Source organism: Anabaenopsis sp. NIES-4685 (assembly GCF_059725405.1).
In genome coordinates, this window is sequence record NZ_AP043602.1 from 889,216 (window position 1) to 907,503 (window position 18,288).

Sequence of the window (18,288 nt, forward strand, 5' to 3'; positions counted from 1 at the left end):
TTGCAACTTTTTTTGATAAGCGTAACTTCATGGGAACAAATTACCGACGGGTTTTACTTAAACTAAGCGGTGAAGCCTTAATGGGCAATATGGGCTATGGTATTGACCCTGAAGTGGTCAAAGAAATAGCCGAGGAAGTAGCAGAGGTAGTAGCCACTGGGGTTCAAATCGCCATCGTCGTAGGCGGCGGTAATATTTTTCGTGGTGTTAAAGCTGCGTCGGCAGGAATGGACAGGGCCACCGCTGACTACATAGGAATGATTGCCACGGTAATGAATGCCATGACGCTACAAGATTCGTTAGAACGTATGGGGGTACAGACGCGGGTACAAACCGCGATCGCTATGCAAGAATTAGCGGAACCGTATATCCGTCGTCGCGCTATCCGCCATCTAGAAAAAGGGCGGGTGGTAATTTTTGGTGCTGGTTCAGGAAATCCTTTCTTTACCACTGACACCACTGCAGCTTTAAGAGCCGCAGAAATTGATGCCGAGGTGATTTTTAAGGCCACTAAGGTAGACGGAATTTACGATGCTGACCCAAATCTATATTCTAACGCCAAGCGTTACACCAGTCTTACTTACGCCCACGTCTTAGCTAAAGATTTGCGCGTAATGGATAGTACTGCGATCGCCTTGTGTAAAGAAAACAATATCCCAATTCTGGTTTTTGATTTAACGGTGCGAGGTAACATCCACCGAGCCGTTTTGGGAGAATCTATCGGTACCCTTGTGGGAGGTTCTTGTGAAATTATCTGAAGCTGAGAGTACGATGCAAAAAACCGTTGAGGCGACTCAACGAGCTTTTAACACTATTCGCACTGGCCGCGCCAATGCGAGTTTACTAGATAAGGTCTTGGTGGACTACTATGGTTCACCTACACCCTTGAAATCACTGGCAAATATTAGCACTCCCGATGCCACAACTATCTTGATTCAGCCTTACGATAAAAGCAGCTTAAACCTAGTTGAGAAAGGAATTGCTCTCTCTGATGTCGGTTTAACACCCAGTAATGACGGTTCTGTAATTAGGCTCAACATTCCACCGTTAACAAGCGATCGCCGGAAAGAATTAGTCAAAATGGCTGCTAAGTATGCTGAAGATGGTCGCGTAGCCATCCGCAATATCCGTCGTGATGTCCAAGACTCTATTCGCAAGCAGGAAAAAGCTGCAGAAATCTCTGAAGATGAATCAAAAGACCAACAAGATAAACTGCAAAAGCTCACAAATAAATACACTGCCAAAATAGATGAGTTGCTGGTAGAAAAAGAAAAAGACATTACAACTCTCTAGGAAGCTATGGCTGTTAAGCAATTGCTCCTAGACTAGAGTATTATCAAATTTAAAGGCTGAAGAAACATTCTTCAGCCTTTATGTATGCCAAATAAGGATGTTAATAGCGTTTTCTCTAGCTATGGGGAAAATATCACTTGACACAGATAAATAGAGATAAAATCCACAATTTACTAATTCGAGGGTAAAAATTCAGCTATTATGTACGACACTATCATCGTGGGTGCTTGACGAGCTGGTGCCACGGCAGCATATCATTTAGCCAAGAAAGGACACTCAGTGTTACTTTTGGAAAAGGAATCGCTACCTAGGTATAAGCCCTGTGGTGGTGGTGTCTCACCAGCCATTGCGCAATGGTTTGACTTTGACTTTAGCCCAGCAATTTCGGTAAAAGTAGACTCTCTGCGCTTCACTTGGAAAATGGGCGACCCTGTAGAAGTAAAAATCGTCACCAAAGAACCAATCTGGATGGTAAGACGTGATATTTTTGATTATTTCTTAGTGCAGCAAGCACAGAAACAAGGGGCTAGACTAAGTGATCATAATGGGGCTACAGGACTTGAATTTAAAAATGACTATTGGCAAGTTAACACGAATAATGGGCCGGTTACAGGTCGTTACTTAATTGCGGTTGATGGTGCAAAGGGAACCATGGCTAAATGGTTAGGCTTCAAAGACAGGAAACGTGTTTTAGCAGCAGCTTTAGAAGCAGAAGTTCCTGCTAATGTGGTCAATCAATCCACTGCTCACCTTGAGTTTGGTTTGGTTAAAAACGGTTATATCTGGAATTTCCCCAAAGCTGATGGTTATTCAATTGGCGTAGGGACATTTATGGGCGGTCAAAGACAAAACTTTAAGAAAATTTTGGACGAATACGCCCAATCCTTTGATCTAGATATTAAGACTAGTCAGCAATATGGTCATCCCATTTGTTCGTGGAATGGTCATCAAAAGCTACATACCCAAAACGCAATTTTAGCTGGGGAAGCGGCTTGTGTCGTTGACCCCATGACAGCAGAAGGTATTCGCCCCTCTATTTTTAGCGGTTTACTCGCTGCGGTGTCAATTGATCAAGCACTTTCTGGTGACATTAACGCTTTAGAGCAATACAGCGCCGCCATGAACGAACAATGGGGTAGTGAGATGGCTTGGGCGCAAAAACTAGGAGGTGCATTCTATCGTTTTCCTGGTATCGCTTACAAAGTGGGAGTTAAGCACCCATCTAGTGCGAAAGTTATGGGTCAGCTTTTCTGTGGTGAAGTACACTACAGTGAGGTTACTGGACGCGCCTTGAAACGTTTAATTCGTGGTTTGTAAGCTATAGAACATTCTGTATTGCTGAATTTAAGTATATCGCCGGGAGATGATTTTTAACGCAAAGGGACGCAGAGGTTTATTGCGTCAGATGTGGGGGTCGGGTATTGGCGATTTCATGGAGTCCCTCTCCCCACCGGAAAGGGACAATGAAGATGTTGTGTTTAACAGGATTTTGACTAAGCGCCTACAGCTTCTTTAGCTGCGTAAAGGACTTCGGCGTTTATCTCTTTTAAGCCGCGATCACGGGCAAATTTCTCCGTGTTGCGCTTGACTTTACCACGGACAAATCCGGGAATTTTGTTTAGTTCTGCTTGACCGTCCTTGGTCCAGTTGAGGTCAGATGCGGCTGAAATTCCTTTGGTGATTACTTCTTTGGTATCGTGTCCCCCAAATATTTCTAACAGGTGGTCTTCCATTCCCAAGGTGAAGGAGTTGTAAATTAAATCTGTAATTTGATTTGTACCTTCGTAACCTAAAAATGGTTTGTAACCGATGGGGAAGTTCTGCACGTGTATGGGTGACGCAATTACACCACAAGGAATATCTAAGCGTTTACCAACGTGGCGTTCCATTTGTGTCCCAAAAATCGCTGCGGGTTCGACACGGGCGATCGCATCACCAATTTCCCCATGGTCGTCGCTAATCAACACTTCATCACAATATTCACTCACCTGTTCCCGGAACCACTCAGCATCATATTTACAGTAGGTTCCCGCCCAGACAACGTGAATCCCCATTTCCCGCGCTAAAATCTTCGTGATTCCCGCGGCGTGGGTATTATCACCAAATACCACAGCTTTTTTACCAGTCAAATTTTGACAGTCAATAGAACGGGAGAACCAAGCGCCTGAGACACATGGAGAGTTTGTTCATTGATAAAGTCTTCGTAGTCTACCTCCGCACCCTGGGCGTTAATCACCTGCTGAATCTTGCGAATACACCGAGCAGTTTCTACTACCCCCATAGGGGTGATGTCTACATAAGGCGTTCCAAATTCTTGTTCTAGGTAAGTAGCAGTGGCTAAACCCAATTCCCGATAAGGAACCAGGTTAAACCAGGCTTGGGGCAGTTTTTTCAAGTCATGAACCGCAGCACCTTCGGGAATGATCGTATTGACTTCGATTCCCAAATCCGCCATTAACCGCTTCAGTTCCGTACAGTCGTGGTTATTATGGAAACCAAGAGTAGAATTACCAATGATGTTAACAGATGGTTTTGTGGTTTTCCCTTGGGGTAATTCGCCCCGCTTCCTGGCTTTTTCAATGTAGTATTGCACGATTTGGTGCAGGGTGCGATCGGCGGCTTGTAGTTCGTTGAAACGGTAGTGGTTGACATCCGCTAGCATCACGTCTCCTTTAGCCTCCAGCTGCGCCCGCTCGACAAAATTGTGCAGGTCTTCTTGTAGGATGCTAGAGGTGCAGGTGGGAGTTAACACAATTAAATCTGGGTGTTCTTCGGCATCTTTGCGGGTGATGTTATCTACTACCTTTTCTTGAGAACCCCTTGCTAAAACGTTGCGGTCAACTACACTGGTGGTCACCGGGGTGAAGTTTTTCTCCCGCGATAACATGGATCGCATGACGTTAAAGTAATCATCGCCTAATGGGGCGTGCATAATCGCATGAACGTTTTTAAATGAACTAGCGACCCGCAGAGTGCCAATGTGGGCAGGTCCTGCATACATCCAGTAAGCCAATTTCATGACTGTGTTCTCCCTTTTCTACTCAAATAATTATGAGTGCATGATGATTAAATCGCTTCTGATTGTCTCAAAACTTTGGAGTTAGTGAGAAATAGTAATTTTGGCTGCTTGGGCAGGTCGTTAATAGCTCAAACCCTCTTAGTGATTGGCATCTAGCCTCTGTTTTTACTGGTATTCCTATTGTTGAATTAAATAACTCTTAACGAATTGATAAATATTTTTATCAATTTTTGTTAATTATGTTGATGATTAAATTGTTCCCAATAATTTTGAGAAGAGAATACCTGTATTTACTCCCTAGGGAAAAATATGACTGTGGGCGACTTATATTTGACACCTATTCATAAGTCGGATTACACACCACAAGCCCGGGCGATCGCTACCCGTTGCTTTTGTCCTCCTGAAAGATTGGATGGATAGTAATTGACTCGATATCCCAATTTCACACCATGGATCTGTGCATTACGCAACTGTGCTTCTAGACGAGCAATTGTAGCTTGTCTTGCAGAGATGTCTCCGGCTTTTGCTCCCGCTTTTACCTGATGGACAACAGCTTGAGCAACTACAACTTGTTTTTGCGCTTTTTCTAAAGCTGCAAGTCGAGGGTGATAATTGTCAAGAATTACCACCACCTGTCCTTGAGACACTCAACCCCCTTGCTTAACCAAGAGTTTTCCTATCCGCACCCCAGTTTGAGAATTAGGAGCAGATAAACGGACTACTTCACCTTGAGGCTCTAAACGTCCTAAAGCAGCAACAGCAGTTCCCTACCATAACTACTGGATTTTATGTGTGGTCGGTGAGCGAAGTCGATAGGGATAGCGTGGCGTTAGCCATACCGTGTTCGGTGTGTTCCCTGTTCCCTAAGATAAAAGTTACCTGTTGAAAACTTATCAAACATCCTCTTACAGGTTTTGTAAATAAGTGCTTTTGCTTGGGTACCATAATCACTTTTTTTCTCAGTTAGAGATATCTAGAAGTTGTTGATATCTTTTGTTGGTGAAGATATACGACAGTCGTCGTATATCCGGTCTGCTTGTGGATAATCCCGGTAAAACTATGGAATACATGAGCAGCATCCGCTTTTAATAAAGCTTCAGACATTCTTACTTGTTAATCACTGCGGCTTGTTCGTTTTTCAAAATTGCTAAGTATTCACTCCGTGTTCCATCTATCCGGTAATGGTCGCAAATTTTGCATAGTTTCAAAACATCCAATCGGCTGAATAGTTTTTGATGCTGAATCTTATTATCAGTCCTCCATCGCCAAAAAGTTGTTCGATCAATACGACGATTACTTTCAGGCCATCTTCGTCTAGATAGGAAATCTATTATTTCTTGTTCATAAAACGAGTAGCCCTTGGGCAATTTTAGAAGTTCTTCTCTTAACTCAATTAGCGGTATGAGTGGATCTAACTCAGATAGTCTCATGCCAGCAATCCTTTATAGTTTCGTGTCCGTCTAATGATGTACAATACTTAATGCAGCACGGTTTAATGATATGCAAGTGCATTGTGTGAGCACGTGAATTTCCCTGAAGAGAGATAGGAGACCATCAAGTAATTGTATGTCTCTGTATTTCTCAGATTGGCAATTCAACAGCATTTGATTAGCCTTTATATCACCTACCATAAACATCTTGATCCTCAATTGCAACCCATAAGCAACATATTTGAAAATAAATTTTAAAATGAAAAAATGGCAATTTGGCACAGAGATAATATGTAAATACGTTATGGAAATTAAGCAAGTATTAAAATCTTATTTCATCAGATAAAAATGCTACATAATCAATTATTTATATTCTTAATGAGATATAAATAATTGATTAGTAAATAAATTTACCTAGGAATAGAAATAACATTAATAATCAGCATAAATAAATGAACTATACAACATTTATGGCAATTAGAAAGTAAATATAATCAAGCTTTAGAAGCATAGCGATGTTCCCCAGGATAGATGTAGTGCAAATAAATTAAAATTGATGTATAGGGGAGATTCTACCCAATCTTAGTCTAGTTATTTCTCAGGTTTGTACTCATTCACTCATGAGGTACTAATGTCTATATTAGACTGGTGAACTTTGTGACAATAGTCCATATATTGAAAATAATGATTTCAATTTTAATCAATCTTTAGGCAGATGTAAAAAATCTTAGATAAATTAAGTATCTAAAGTTAATATTTTTGACACATAGATTTATAGTAGGATACAACAGTCCAATTAGAAAATAAACTTCAAAACCCCTTGGCAACAAATACGAAAAGTCTCATCTATGCAATTTATATGCAATTGATACCAATAAAACCTTACCGTATGACATACTAGTAAGTCAGACATTAAATAATTATTGAGTTCATACTTACTGCCCTTCCAAGAGCATAGACAAAATGAGATTACAGAGATTCATGCTCTCCTTACCAAGTTTTGATAATCAGAGGCTAATTTTTCATGCCGCTCGCCAAACTCTTCGCAAAGCTGAAATGGCACGACTAGCGGTGCATGAATGGCTAAATCACCATGATTTTGAACTAGAAGAGTGGAAAAATAAAACGGCTTCTGAGCTTGGTATTAGTATTAGTGAGCTAGAGCAGAAACTATTAGCTGCTAATCAGAAAAAGGCAATGAAGAAAAAAGAAGATAATCATGGGGATTCAGAAAACAATTATTGATCAAGTTAATCAAGTTAATCATGTCTAAGCACAACCATGTGACCAAGAAATTGCTCCGCTGATATCATCCGGCTTAACAGGGTGTTTCATCTATGTTAGACATATGGAGTTGCATAGGAGTTGCGATCAAGAATCAAACATCCTAATATAACTGTAATTAGCAAATTAATCGATGTGCATGAGGCTGAGGTTTCGAGATTCAACTATTCCACACACCTATGGCAAACTTCCATATATCTGCTGTTGATGTTTCCAGAATAACCTTGTGGAGCATAGATTATTCTCAACTCTCTCATTGACACAGTAAAACTCTGAACCTATCTAAATTTGACAAGCAAAATAGTGACCGTGAATTCATTACTGCTTCTACAATTGAAGCTCAATTACAACAGTTGCAATAAGATATCAGCAATTGTGAAAATTTTCTGCTTCAGATCATACAGGGGAAGAAAATAATGGTGACAAATGTATCGTTAAACCCTAGGGAAATTAACACAAAACGGCAACAGACCCCAATTGCCATCATCAGCATGGCTTTTATATTCCCCCAAGCCAAAAACTTACAGGAATATTGGGAAAACATTATTCACAAAGTAGATTGTATTACTGATGTTCGAGCTTCGCGTTGGAGCATAGATGATTATTATGACCCTAAACCCAGAACACGTGACAAAACCTACCGTAAACGGGGCGGATTTCTCCGAGAAGTTGACTTTAATCCCATGGAATTTGGGCTACCACCCAACATCTTAGAAGTCACAGATATTTCCCAGTTGTTAGGGTTGCTGGTGGACAAATCTGTCATAGAAGATGCTGGCCATGGTGAATCTGGAAATCGTCATATCTACGATAGACTTCGCGATCGCACCGGTGTAGTGTTAGGTGCAGCCCTGGGTAGACAATTAGCATTACCACTCAGTTGTAGAATGCAGTATCCCATTTAGGAAAAAATGAGCAATGGTAACTCAACCCCAGTTAACAAAAATCACTCAGAAACACCAAACCTTTTTACTTCTGAGGATTCGGGTCAGAAAACCACACCTACAAACAAGGTAGCAGTGAATGGTATTGCCAAATCTATGAACAACAGCCAATCAGACCAACAGGATAGCAACTCTACACCAACCAATTTAGAAACATTTGTGAATTACCAAAGGGCTATAGACAACTTAGAGTATACTCTCATCCAACTAAATCGCCATCAACGTCAAATATTGCAGGTTCATGAACAATCTTTGCGGCATCAAACAGAATACACGAACAGCTTTTTCGGGCTGATGCAACAACAGCATATCCTCTGGGGAAATGGTCAATTCATTGAGAAACAACCCGAAACCCAGCAACTAGCCATCTCCAGTTTAGAACGTAGCATGATGCGGTTTCACGATCATCAAGCTGACAGCCTCCGCATTCATGAGCAATATCTGAAGTATCAGCAAGAATATACTCATAACTTTTTCCAGTTAGTCCAGCAACATCAACTACCAACCTGTGATGACAGGATTCAACACAGTTTGAATACTCCGGTATACGGAGAAGAGCGGCCCATACCAGTAACAGCCGTATCGGCTGTGGCGACTGAATTACAGACGGTGACAACTAACGGTAGTGGTAACGGTAATGGTCAGGGTGCACATCATCAAACCATACCAGTTACAGATATAATTGCCACCCGGCAGAATCCCACTGCAACCATAGTAGCCACACCACCCGTAGATATTGATCCAGCTACCCTGCAGCCCACCCTGCTCACCATTGTCAGTGATCAAACAGGCTACCCCAGTGAAATGTTAGAGATGTCCATGGACATTGAAGCAGATTTAGGGATTGATTCCATCAAACGGGTGGAGATTTTGGGAGCATTATTAGAAATATACCCCGATTTACCCAGGCCCAATCTAGAGGAACTGGCACAGCTACGGACTCTGGCCCAAATAGCCGAGTACATCAGGACTATAGCAACGCCCACCATCAATAAAAATTAAATAACATTTTTAGTATTTGGGTGATGGGAAAACCAACACAGAATCAAATACCAAAAATAGCGATTGTGGGCATGGATTGCTATTTGGGTGGTAACTGCCAGGGTTTAGATAGTTTTGAACAAAGTATTTATGAATGATCATATTTCTATTATCAGAGTATTAGCAAAGCTATTGAGTCATAGAGTGGACATGGATTTGTCGCCACTGTATTCTCTCTCAGACCGTAGCTTGAATCACAATCAAATACTAGATCAAAACATCACCTTGGGTAGCCAGAAAACTGATGACATATTTCTGGGTAAGAATAAGCAGGAAATATTCCCAGAAAAATTTTATAACCCATCAATTAGTCCTCCCAGTCAGCAGTATGAATTACTGGAATTTAGTCAAGCCAGACCCACATATTCTCTGAATAAAAATTCAGTATTAGCTGAGGAAAAGAGATTTATGAGCAACTTAATCGCCGGGGATGATAAAGCTTCTAGTGTATTATTGAAGGATAGACCAAGCCCTGACTTGTCAGTTAACTTTAAGGCTTCGCTACCCAAGCTATCACACAATGTCGGAGTAGGTCATACTATTTCACCTCAAGAAGATGAGATTTTTATTGTGGAAGAAAGAGACTGCAAAAATGATCATACAGTTGATAAACAACAGCTAGATAATTTACGCAATCCTCAGTATCAGAAGCTGATATATAATGCTTTTCACATGGCACAAAACCACAGCAATGTATTAGAAATACGACAACAATCACTACATCAAATCAGCGTCATAATCCAGCAACAACTAAATCTATACCAGAAAATATTTAACGCATAAAGTCATTAATTCACGAAAGTATTTCATGATGATAACAAAGCCATACCCCATTGTTTCTTAAGCAATTAAAAATTATGCCGACAATTGCTCCTCATAATGCCTAACAAATAACACCCTAAAAACGTCATGTTTAACAAAAATGTACTCAGTCATAAACGCGGAAATTCACTGTTAAAAACATCTAATTTTTTTGTGAGTAACCGTCAAGCATGGCATGGTGATATAAATACAATATCTTTTGATGGTAATGGCATAAGAGCTAAACTAATTAACTTAGCTAAACCTTGTTACATTATCAGAGTAGAAGATAAAATTGGTGTTACTAATCAAGGAGAATTAATTCATTATCCTAATGGTAAAACTGGACAAGAAATGTTGATGTCCGTTCCACCTATACATATTCAACAGTTAGGAGATCCCAACTTTATAGATTTCCATAATGTTAAATATGCCTATGCTACTGGTTCCATGGCTCATGGTATTGCTTCTGAACAATTAGTAATAGCTCTTGGTAAGGAGAAAATTTTAAGTTCATTTGGTGCTGGTGGTCTCTCTCCTGACCGTGTGGAAGCAGCCATCAAGCGTATTCAGCAAGCCCTACCCGAAGGAATTTACGCTTTTAACTTACTTCATAGTCCCAGTGAACCTACTCTTGAACGTGGTACAATTGATTTGTATTTGAAATATCAAGTCAGAACAATAGAAGCATCTGCATTTTTAGATTTAACTGACAACGTTGTCTACTACCGGGTTGCGGGACTAGGCTTGAATGCGGCTAATCAAATCCAAATTAAAAATAAAGTCATTGCCAAAGTTTCTCGCCGAGAAGTGGCCACAAAATTCTTAGAACCTGCTCCTGTGAAAATTCTTAAAAGATTAGTACAGCAAGGTCTCATCAGTGAATTACAGGCAAGTATAGCCGCAAAAGTTCCCATGGCTGACGATATTACCGTGGAAGCAGATTCCGGTGGTCACACAGATAATCGTCCCTTAGTTTGTCTGTTACCATCGATTTTGGAATTAAGAGATCAAATTCAAGGCCAATATGGTTACGAAAGACCGGTCAGAATTGGAGTAGCGGGAGGAATTGCGACTCCCCAATCAGTATTGGCTGCTTTTATGATGGGTGCTGCTTATGTCGTTACTGGTTCCATTAACCAATCCTGTATTGAAGCTGGAACTTCTGAATATACTAAACAATTGCTAGCCCAAGCGGATATGGCTGATGTGATGATGGCTCCAGCAGCAGATATGTTTGAGATGGGAGTAAAACTGCAAGTTCTCAAAAGAGGAACGCTCTTTCCTCTCCGGGCGCAAAAACTGTTTGACTTATACAAAAACTATGATTCAATTGAAGATATACCTGTTACCGAAAGAGAGAAGATAGAAAAGCAAATCTTCAGAAATAGTCTAGATAGCATTTGGCAAGAAACAGTTAATTATTTATCTCAACGTAATCCCGAAAAACTGCACAAAGCCGCCAACAATCCCAAGCTGAAAATGGCTCTAATTTTTCGCTGGTATCTAGGATTGTCTTCTCGTTGGTCTAACTCTGGTGAGAAAGGTCGGGAAATTGATTATCAAATCTGGTGCGGTTCAATCCATGGGAAGCTTCAATAACTGGATACAAGGTTCTTACTTGGCAGATTTAAATAATCGGAAGGTAGTTGATGTTGCCCATCATATGATGATAGGAGCAGCATTTTTATACAGATTACAAAATCTGAAGATTCAAGGATTACAAATACCCGATTCTTATACTCAGTATCATCCAGTCATTTCTGGTAAATCGTAAGAGGTTGTTTGATAAGTTTTCAACAGGTAATTTTTATCTTAGGGAACAGGGAACACCGAAGGATTGGGGAACACACAAAAAACAATAAAATCCAGTCTCCTCCCCTTACAAGGGGAGGGTTAGGGTGGGGTAAAACAATATTTGATACACTAATCATAACTTGACAAACATCCTCTTAGAGTAGCGGGGACTGGCTAAGGGATCAAGATTCTGAATTGATTCTCCCAGCGGTAACCCTATTTCCTCGCAGTTGCTAGATATCTACAGAGCTACGCCTGTGGTGGGCTTGGGAGGCTGAATTTCAGTGCCTATGCCTCGGCGATATAGTTGTGCTAATCGCTGCTCGTATTTAAGTAAGTCCTGGTAAATTTCCTTAAATATCGCGGTTGCTACGGGGTCAGTATACATTGCAGACAAATTGCTAATATCGCCAAGACCTGTTTGTACATCTCCTAGGGCGCAACGTAACTGATAGATGTCATCGCTACCAGTAAAGGTACTTTTAACTTTGGCGTATTGATTGGCGATATTTGCCACTATGGAAGGTTTTTCATGGAGTGTGTTGAGATAGGTTTCCAATTTCTGAATGTGGCGCTGTCTATTACTAATCATCTCTTGAAAGAGCGATCGCACTTCGTGATCTGATTCTTTTTGGGTGTACTGTTCTAAGGTTTCCATTGAATAACGCTCCCCACTCAGTGCTATATTCAACCCCCTGGTAATTTCACCTTTAGTAGAACCACCCCAAGCATCAGCGAGTTTCCACCACTGGGCGCTGGTATCTTTCTCATCTGGAAGTGCAGCATCTTTACCACCGTACCCTAGACGACTGAGCAATGCTGTGGTGAAAATCCCTAAGTCTCCTGGTTCGCGTGAGGTAATTAAATTCCTGTCTACCACTAAGGGTTCATCTAGGTAATTTGCACCTGCATTCATCATATCTTTGCGGATAGCAGTAAAGCCCGTGGCTTTTCTACCTGTGAGCAAATCACCTTCAATTAAAAGTTGCGGCCCGTGACATACAGCTGCTACCCATTTCCCTTGTTCCATGGCTTTTTGCACAAAGCTGACTGTGTTCGGGTTCCGCCGCATTTTATCCGGGGCCATACCACCGGGAATTACTACTGCGTCAAATTCCGCTGCTATGGCTTCTGTGGTGGTAGCGTCGGGTTCAACTGAAACTTTACCTCGTTTACCTTTATATTTTTCATTCATGCGTGAACCGAGGACAACTATCTCCATCCCAGCTTGCTTTAGTCCATTACACGGGATAGTAAATTCTATATCCTCAAATCCATGTTCTATGAGGATGGCGACTTTTTTCTTCCGGGAATGATTGTTATGATTGGTCATGATTTTTGCCTAGGTTAATAATTTTACTCAATAGGATGCTTGACTGCAGGAATTTAAGTTGGTGATGTGGTGAATAGTTCCTCATAGTCATGATCAAAATAATTATGAAATTTGCTGAATTTGTCAGGCTTAATGGCGTTTTGTAAGACTGCAAATACAGCCCGAACATGAATGGCGCTGGTTGTCGGTTCTATATTTTCTCTTTGACTCACACGAGTAATGAATTCTTGCAGGTTGAAAGGTTCACTAGTTTCTCCTTCTCGCCTTTGCAAAGATTGAGCTAATTCTTGTGGTAATTCTGCTGCTACTTCTTTGAATTCATCGCCGGGGATACGCTCTGTGATGGTTTCTAAGGTAGCACGGGTGGCCCGTTCGGCTTCTTCACGAGAATTTGATTGAGCTAGGCTTTGTACGTGTGTAATAAACTCGTTATATTCCATTCTATACCTCTTTTTATTGTAATTTGTAATTAAGAGTAGACTATTGATTTAATTCCTATTTAATTCCTAATATATGGATTTCACTCCTACACAGTTGAGTAATTTCAATTTAGACTTATTTATTAAAGTATCTTCTAATTACTATTTTTTCTTCGTACTCAGGGGATATATTTTTTTATCACTAAAGTAATATACCCTTGGTGATACTGTCTTTACCTTTGGTAAGGTTATGATGAATCGGTAAATAGAATTAATGTTATTTATGGAAGAAAATAATCAGAATCAAGAGGTCAATTCAGATGATTTAAGCGCAGAAATTACCGAATCTTACGGTACTGGTGTTAAGGATTTGCCGGGGTATAATATTGGCGGGCGATCGCTCAGACAAAGAAAACGTCAGTATACACACACAAGTCCGGAAATTACTGGCGGTGATGTTGATGCTTATTGGCAACAGGAAGATACGGTGGGAGATGAAGCTGTAGGTGGTACTGCCCCTACTCCTGATCAAAGTGTAACTGATGATTTAGGAAAGGCAGTAGGATTACCGATGAATGACGGTGATTTTCTCCATACTGAGGATATTTTAGAGCGGCGTGATCATTCTCGCTGGGAATTAGATCCGATGTCTTCTGATGATTATCAAGAGCGGAAGGAATGAACCCAAAACTTAAAATTTTAAGTTTTGGGATGTGAGGATAAGTTAAAACCTAATGCCTAATTGTCCATTAAATCCTCGCACAGAATTGTAACCAGCACCGACAAAAATATTATCGGTAGCACCTATTTGGACACCGCCAGAAACAGCAACACCTTGGTCTTCTGAATACCAGCCAAGTCCGAGATAAGGTGAAATCACTGGTAAACTGAAGAATTTTAAAACATCTCCTCCAGTAGCACCTTCGGGACCTCTACCGATCTCAAAACCAAAATCTAAAACTCTCACACCAGCAGCATAGGTGACTTCTCCATCCTTTTCACCCACAGAAACCCAGGGTTGTGGTAACAATTGGGCAGGTGCTGGACTGGGGACAAATACAGTTAAGCAAGTTAAGGATGGAATGAGTATTTTGGCAATAACCGATTTTTTCACCGTTTTTATGGGAAACTACCTGTCATATTGTATTGCAACTCTCAGGTAAACCATCCACCTTTGAGTATTTTTCCGTGAATTTACTGTAAAATAAAAAGATATTTTTAATCTATCAGTCATCAACTCCCATCATGTCACCCCAAACCATTGAAAAAATTATATCTACCTACTTTGCCAATATTGCAGCAATGAATCCAGAAGGGTGGGTGAGTAAGACAGGTAAGCCAGTTATCTTTGCAGGAATTACGATTTTTGAAATCAACTCAGCTGGTAAGATTCAAACAACTCGCGCTTACTGGAATCCGCAGGAAATGATAGCACAATTGCGGTGAACTCATCCATAATGGGGTAAGTATTATTTTTAATTTGATTATGTACCTAACTTGGTTAGACAGCAATAGTTGGTTACTGGAAATGGGTAACCAACGGATACTACTGGATCCTTGGCTGGTTGGTTCTTTAACTTTTGGCAATTTAGATTGGTTTTTCAAAGGTTCTCGGACACAAGAACGCCCCATACCACAAAATATTGATTTGATTTTGCTGTCTCAAGGTTTAGAAGACCACGCTCATCCACCCACTCTGAAACAACTAGATCATGAAATTAAGGTTGTGGGTTCTGCCAATGCGGCCAAACTATCACGTGAGTTGGGCTACAATTACGTAACATCCCTGAAGCACGGGGAAAGTTTCAACTTGAATCAACAAGTGGAAATTACAGCTGTTCCCGGCTCTGTGGTAGGTTATAATCTGGTAGAAAATGGTTACCTGATTAAAGAATTAACCAGTGGGTTAACAATTTATTATGAGCCTCATGGGTCTCATTCCCCGGAAATTAAACAATTTGCCCCGGTTGACGTGGTGATTACGCCGATAGTAGATATAACATTGCCTTTGGGTGTGCCAGTTATTAAAGGTAGGAAGAGTGCATTGGAAGTTGCACAATGGTTACAACCTCAAATTATGCTTCCCACGGCCGCGGGTGGAGATGTGGTTTTTGAAGGTGTGCTGACGAAATTCTTGAAAGCTCAAGGAAGTGTGGCAGAATTTAATTGCCTACTGCAGCAATATAATTTGTCTACCCAGGTGATGGAACTCACCCCGGGCGATCGCCGAGAATTGCAGTTGAGGAATAATTCAACTGTGAGCAAGTCCAAGCTCTAGATATGGCGGTTAGCCGTTGGCGATTTTAGTCGCCACCGCAATTCTCAAATCAATTGTGTTTGTACTTACTAAGCACCTGTAGCAAGTATAGAGCTTACTGTACTGAGTAAAAACAGCCACGATACTAATCGTGACTGAGTACTTTAAATTAACTGATTTTTACTTTCTAGAATTAACTAGGGTTAAACTCAGAGTAAGACTGAGAAATTATCAGGCTTGAGCGTAATTTGCAGCAGCAAAGTCCCAATTGACTAACTGGTCTAAGAAATTCTTGATGAAAGCAGGACGCGCATTTTTATAGTCAATGTAGTAGGCGTGTTCCCAAACATCTAAAGTTAGGAGGGCTTTTTTGCCATGGGCTAAGGGGTTCTCTGCATTTGGTGTTTTCATGATCTTGAGAGTACCACCGTCATCAACTAACCAAGCCCAACCGCTACCGAATTGAGTTGCTGCAGCGTTAGAAAATTCTTCTTTAAATTTGTCAAAGCTACCAAAATCCTGATTAATTTTGGCTGCAAGGTCGCCAGTGGGTGCGCCCCCACCTGCGGGCTTTAAGCAATTCCAGAAAAAGGTGTGATTCCAAACTTGAGCAGCATTGTTGAAGATTCCCACCTTAGAGGAGTCTTTAAAGGCAATTTGGATGACCTCTTCCAAAGATTTGTCAGCCAGTTCTGTCCCGTCAGTCAGCTTATTTAAGTTAGTCACATAGGCTGCATGATGTTTGCCATAGTGATACTCAAATGTTTCTCCCTTCATGCCATAGGGCTCGAGAGCGTTAAAGTCGTAAGGTAAGGGGGGTTGTGTAAATGCCATTTTGTGAAATCCTCTCTTGACTGTTTTCCGGTTTAAAACTGTTGAGCGAAACTTAGGAAACGACAGGTGTTATCTGTATGCGTTTTCTATCCCAACGCTATAGGATATAAAACTTAACATTGTCATTCTACTACCAAAGGGAGGATTCGGGCAAAATACTGTTTGATTTGAGCCAAATTGCATAAAGGTAGAAATATCAGAGATGCTCGACAACTAAGATAAGCGTTTTTGATAGTAGTTAACAATTTGTGCTGTAACTTCAGACACGTTAAGACCATCAGACTGTATTTCTACTGCATCCGCTGCTTTTTGTAAAGGGGAGATTTTCCGAGTGCTATCTTTTCGGTCTCGTTCGGCAATATCGCCTTTGAGACGCTCTAGATTCACTTCGGGTTGTCCGTGTTTTTTTAAGTCTTGCTGACGGCGATGTGCTCGTTCATCAACAGAGGCGGTTAAGAATACCTTAACTTCGGCATCGGGGAAGACATGAGTCCCAATGTCTCGTCCTTCGGCGACTAAACCACCTTTTTTACCCCAGCTTTGCTGTTGTTTAACGAGTGCTTGACGCACGGCGCTTTGTGCTGCGATCGCGGATACTTGAGATGTGACTTCAATTGTGCGAATTGCTTGAGTGACATCAGTACCATTAATCCAAACCCTGACGGGAGATTGCAGATCGTCAGTGGGTGTAAGTTCAATATTACACCGACTAACTAACTCAGCAATGGCGCATTCATCATCAAGAGCAATACCCTTTTGTAGCACCAGCCAAGTCACAGCCCGATACATAGCTCCTGTATCGAGATACACTAAACCCAGGTGAGTGGCCACTTGACGAGCCACTGTAGATTTACCAGCACCGGCTGGTCCATCGATAGCGATGATGGGCTGACGATCGCGCAGGATGGTATTATCAATCAAACGTGTGGAACCAAGACGACCTGCGATCGCCAGCATTCCTTCCTCCTCAACTGTTTCTAAAGACATTAACGTACTCGGATTAACTAATTCAATATATTCCACCATGAGATGAGGAACCTTTGCCAGTTCTTGCTGTACCAATCCTATGAGGGTACTGCGATCACGAACACCCGCCCCAAACCCAGCAGCACTAGCCCGTAAAGCTTGATATAAAATTACTGCTTGGGCTTTTTCTTGTGCAGTCAAATATTGGTTACGAGAACTTAAAGCCAGACCCGACTCTTCCCGCAGGGTTGGACAACCAATAATCTCTACTGGCAAATTTAAATCACTCACCAACCGTCTAATAATAGCTAGTTGTTGACCATCTTTTTGTCCAAAGTAGGCGCGGTCGGGTTGTACCAAGTTAAAAAGCTTGGTGACAATCGTCGCGACACCCTGAAAGTGACCAATGCGAGAACGACCACACAAACTGGACATCATAGCACATGGAGGCGTTACTTGTGTCAGTTGAGATGCTTCTAGACTGTTCTGAGAAACACCCATTTCCTCTGGTGTGGGGGCAAAAATCGCATCTACCCCCGCTTTTCTACACATTTGTTGGTCTAGCTCTAAAGTGCGGGGATAACGTTGATAATCTTCATGGGGGCCAAATTGGAGGGGATTGACAAAAATACTGACAATCACCGTAGAATTTTCTTGCCTTGCCCTTGCCATCAAGCTCAAATGACCTTGATGTAATCCTCCCATAGTTGGCACCAAACCGACGGCCGTCTGGTACCAGCTAGACATCGCATCTAGTCCCAAATCTTCGGGAACCCTGAACTGATGTTGTGAACAACGTTGAGTTAAATAGCAGCGTAAAGCTGCAACTGTTGTCAGCAGACGCACAAAATACCCCTAGTTCTTTTTAAG

13 protein-coding genes and 6 pseudogenes are annotated in these 18,288 nt (G+C 41.4%); 11 read left to right on the forward strand and 8 right to left on the reverse strand.

Going from position 1 to position 18,288, the window contains the following annotated elements; all coding sequences use genetic code 11:
- Positions 1-29 precede the first annotated feature (29 nt).
- From pyrH to AC6IZ0_RS03825, 3 genes and pseudogenes are all read left to right on the forward strand, one after another.
- Positions 30-758, forward strand: a complete 729-nt coding sequence (gene pyrH, locus AC6IZ0_RS03815) for a UMP kinase (protein ID WP_271734496.1) — start codon at positions 30-32, stop codon at positions 756-758.
- A complete protein-coding gene (frr, locus tag AC6IZ0_RS03820; protein WP_497725159.1) occupies positions 745-1,293 on the forward strand; it encodes a ribosome recycling factor in 549 nt (182 codons plus the stop codon). The genes pyrH and frr overlap by 14 nt, the downstream gene beginning before the upstream one ends.
- Positions 1,294-1,494: 201 nt before the next feature.
- Positions 1,495-2,610, forward strand: a pseudogene (locus AC6IZ0_RS03825) (geranylgeranyl reductase family protein).
- Positions 2,611-2,786: 176 nt separating this feature from the next.
- On the opposite strand, the pseudogene bchB reads toward AC6IZ0_RS03825, so the two are convergent.
- The 3 genes and pseudogenes from bchB to AC6IZ0_RS03840 form a co-directional block, all read right to left on the reverse strand.
- A pseudogene (gene bchB / locus AC6IZ0_RS03830) lies at positions 2,787-4,312 on the reverse strand (ferredoxin:protochlorophyllide reductase (ATP-dependent) subunit B).
- 353 nt (positions 4,313-4,665) lie between these two features.
- Positions 4,666-5,076, reverse strand: a pseudogene (locus AC6IZ0_RS03835) (ATP-binding cassette domain-containing protein); the annotation flags it as partial.
- A 342-nt stretch (positions 5,077-5,418) separates the two neighbouring features.
- Positions 5,419-5,742, reverse strand: coding sequence for a hypothetical protein (locus AC6IZ0_RS03840; protein WP_271734528.1), 324 nt, complete (start codon positions 5,740-5,742; stop codon positions 5,419-5,421).
- A 981-nt stretch (positions 5,743-6,723) separates the two neighbouring features.
- Here AC6IZ0_RS03840 and AC6IZ0_RS03845 point away from each other — a divergent pair.
- The 5 genes and pseudogenes from AC6IZ0_RS03845 to AC6IZ0_RS03865 all read left to right on the forward strand — a co-directional run bounded on the left by AC6IZ0_RS03845 (position 6,724) and on the right by AC6IZ0_RS03865 (position 11,589).
- Entirely contained in the window at positions 6,724-6,987 is a 264-nt protein-coding gene (locus AC6IZ0_RS03845) for a hypothetical protein (RefSeq protein WP_271734530.1), read from the forward strand.
- Positions 6,988-7,391: 404 nt separating this feature from the next.
- Positions 7,392-7,928 (forward strand): annotated as a pseudogene (locus tag AC6IZ0_RS03850) (beta-ketoacyl synthase N-terminal-like domain-containing protein); the annotation flags it as partial.
- 384 nt (positions 7,929-8,312) lie between these two features.
- A pseudogene (locus tag AC6IZ0_RS03855) lies at positions 8,313-8,945 on the forward strand (phosphopantetheine-binding protein); the annotation flags it as partial.
- Between the two features lie 156 nt (positions 8,946-9,101).
- Positions 9,102-9,794: a hypothetical protein gene (locus AC6IZ0_RS03860; RefSeq protein WP_497725160.1), complete on the forward strand. Its 693-nt coding sequence runs from the start codon at positions 9,102-9,104 to the stop codon at positions 9,792-9,794.
- 126 nt (positions 9,795-9,920) lie between these two features.
- A pseudogene (locus AC6IZ0_RS03865) lies at positions 9,921-11,589 on the forward strand (PfaD family polyunsaturated fatty acid/polyketide biosynthesis protein).
- Between the two features lie 261 nt (positions 11,590-11,850).
- Here AC6IZ0_RS03865 and AC6IZ0_RS03870 read toward each other — a convergent pair.
- Both AC6IZ0_RS03870 and AC6IZ0_RS03875 read right to left on the reverse strand, forming a co-directional pair.
- Positions 11,851-12,942, reverse strand: a complete 1,092-nt coding sequence (locus AC6IZ0_RS03870; RefSeq protein WP_497725161.1) for a DJ-1/PfpI/YhbO family deglycase/protease — start codon at positions 12,940-12,942, stop codon at positions 11,851-11,853.
- Positions 12,943-12,995: 53 nt separating this feature from the next.
- Positions 12,996-13,382, reverse strand: a complete 387-nt coding sequence (locus AC6IZ0_RS03875) for a DUF2267 domain-containing protein (protein WP_271734541.1) — start codon at positions 13,380-13,382, stop codon at positions 12,996-12,998.
- 262 nt (positions 13,383-13,644) lie between these two features.
- Between AC6IZ0_RS03875 and AC6IZ0_RS03880 the strand changes: the two genes are divergently transcribed.
- Positions 13,645-14,043, forward strand: a complete 399-nt coding sequence (locus AC6IZ0_RS03880) for a DUF6335 family protein (RefSeq protein WP_497725162.1) — start codon at positions 13,645-13,647, stop codon at positions 14,041-14,043.
- A 42-nt stretch (positions 14,044-14,085) separates the two neighbouring features.
- Here AC6IZ0_RS03880 and AC6IZ0_RS03885 read toward each other — a convergent pair whose 3' ends face one another.
- A complete protein-coding gene (locus tag AC6IZ0_RS03885) occupies positions 14,086-14,475 on the reverse strand; it encodes a hypothetical protein (protein WP_497725163.1) in 390 nt (129 codons plus the stop codon).
- Positions 14,476-14,606: 131 nt separating this feature from the next.
- Between AC6IZ0_RS03885 and AC6IZ0_RS03890 the strand changes: the two genes are divergently transcribed.
- Positions 14,607-14,807, forward strand: a complete 201-nt coding sequence (locus AC6IZ0_RS03890) for a hypothetical protein (RefSeq protein ID WP_497725164.1) — start codon at positions 14,607-14,609, stop codon at positions 14,805-14,807.
- A gap of 40 nt (positions 14,808-14,847) precedes the next feature.
- The gene (locus tag AC6IZ0_RS03895) at positions 14,848-15,639 is read left to right on the forward strand and encodes an MBL fold metallo-hydrolase (RefSeq protein WP_497725165.1); all 792 of its coding nucleotides are present in this window, start codon (positions 14,848-14,850) and stop codon (positions 15,637-15,639) included.
- Positions 15,640-15,849: 210 nt separating this feature from the next.
- Here AC6IZ0_RS03895 and sodB read toward each other — a convergent pair whose 3' ends face one another.
- Both sodB and AC6IZ0_RS03905 read right to left on the reverse strand, forming a co-directional pair.
- Positions 15,850-16,452: a superoxide dismutase [Fe] gene (sodB, locus tag AC6IZ0_RS03900; RefSeq protein ID WP_271734549.1), complete on the reverse strand. Its 603-nt coding sequence runs from the start codon at positions 16,450-16,452 to the stop codon at positions 15,850-15,852.
- Between the two features lie 213 nt (positions 16,453-16,665).
- Positions 16,666-18,264, reverse strand: a complete 1,599-nt coding sequence (locus AC6IZ0_RS03905) for a bifunctional pantoate--beta-alanine ligase/(d)CMP kinase (RefSeq protein ID WP_497725166.1) — start codon at positions 18,262-18,264, stop codon at positions 16,666-16,668.
- Positions 18,265-18,288: the final 24 nt, after the last annotated feature.

Bases quoted from the DNA above. Each gene is read 5' to 3' on its own strand.
- pyrH (WP_271734496.1), top strand. From the start codon at position 30: ATGGGAACAAATTACCGACGGGTTTTACTTAAACTAAGCGGTGAAGCC.
- AC6IZ0_RS03840 (WP_271734528.1), bottom strand. From the start codon at position 5,742: ATGAGACTATCTGAGTTAGATCCACTCATACCGCTAATTGAGTTAAGA.
- AC6IZ0_RS03845 (WP_271734530.1), top strand. From the start codon at position 6,724: ATGCTCTCCTTACCAAGTTTTGATAATCAGAGGCTAATTTTTCATGCC.
- AC6IZ0_RS03860 (WP_497725160.1), top strand. From the start codon at position 9,102: ATGAATGATCATATTTCTATTATCAGAGTATTAGCAAAGCTATTGAGT.
- AC6IZ0_RS03870 (WP_497725161.1), bottom strand. From the start codon at position 12,942: ATGACCAATCATAACAATCATTCCCGGAAGAAAAAAGTCGCCATCCTC.
- AC6IZ0_RS03875 (WP_271734541.1), bottom strand. From the start codon at position 13,382: ATGGAATATAACGAGTTTATTACACACGTACAAAGCCTAGCTCAATCA.
- AC6IZ0_RS03880 (WP_497725162.1), top strand. From the start codon at position 13,645: ATGGAAGAAAATAATCAGAATCAAGAGGTCAATTCAGATGATTTAAGC.
- AC6IZ0_RS03890 (WP_497725164.1), top strand. From the start codon at position 14,607: ATGTCACCCCAAACCATTGAAAAAATTATATCTACCTACTTTGCCAAT.
- AC6IZ0_RS03895 (WP_497725165.1), top strand. From the start codon at position 14,848: ATGTACCTAACTTGGTTAGACAGCAATAGTTGGTTACTGGAAATGGGT.
- sodB (WP_271734549.1), bottom strand. From the start codon at position 16,452: ATGGCATTTACACAACCCCCCTTACCTTACGACTTTAACGCTCTCGAG.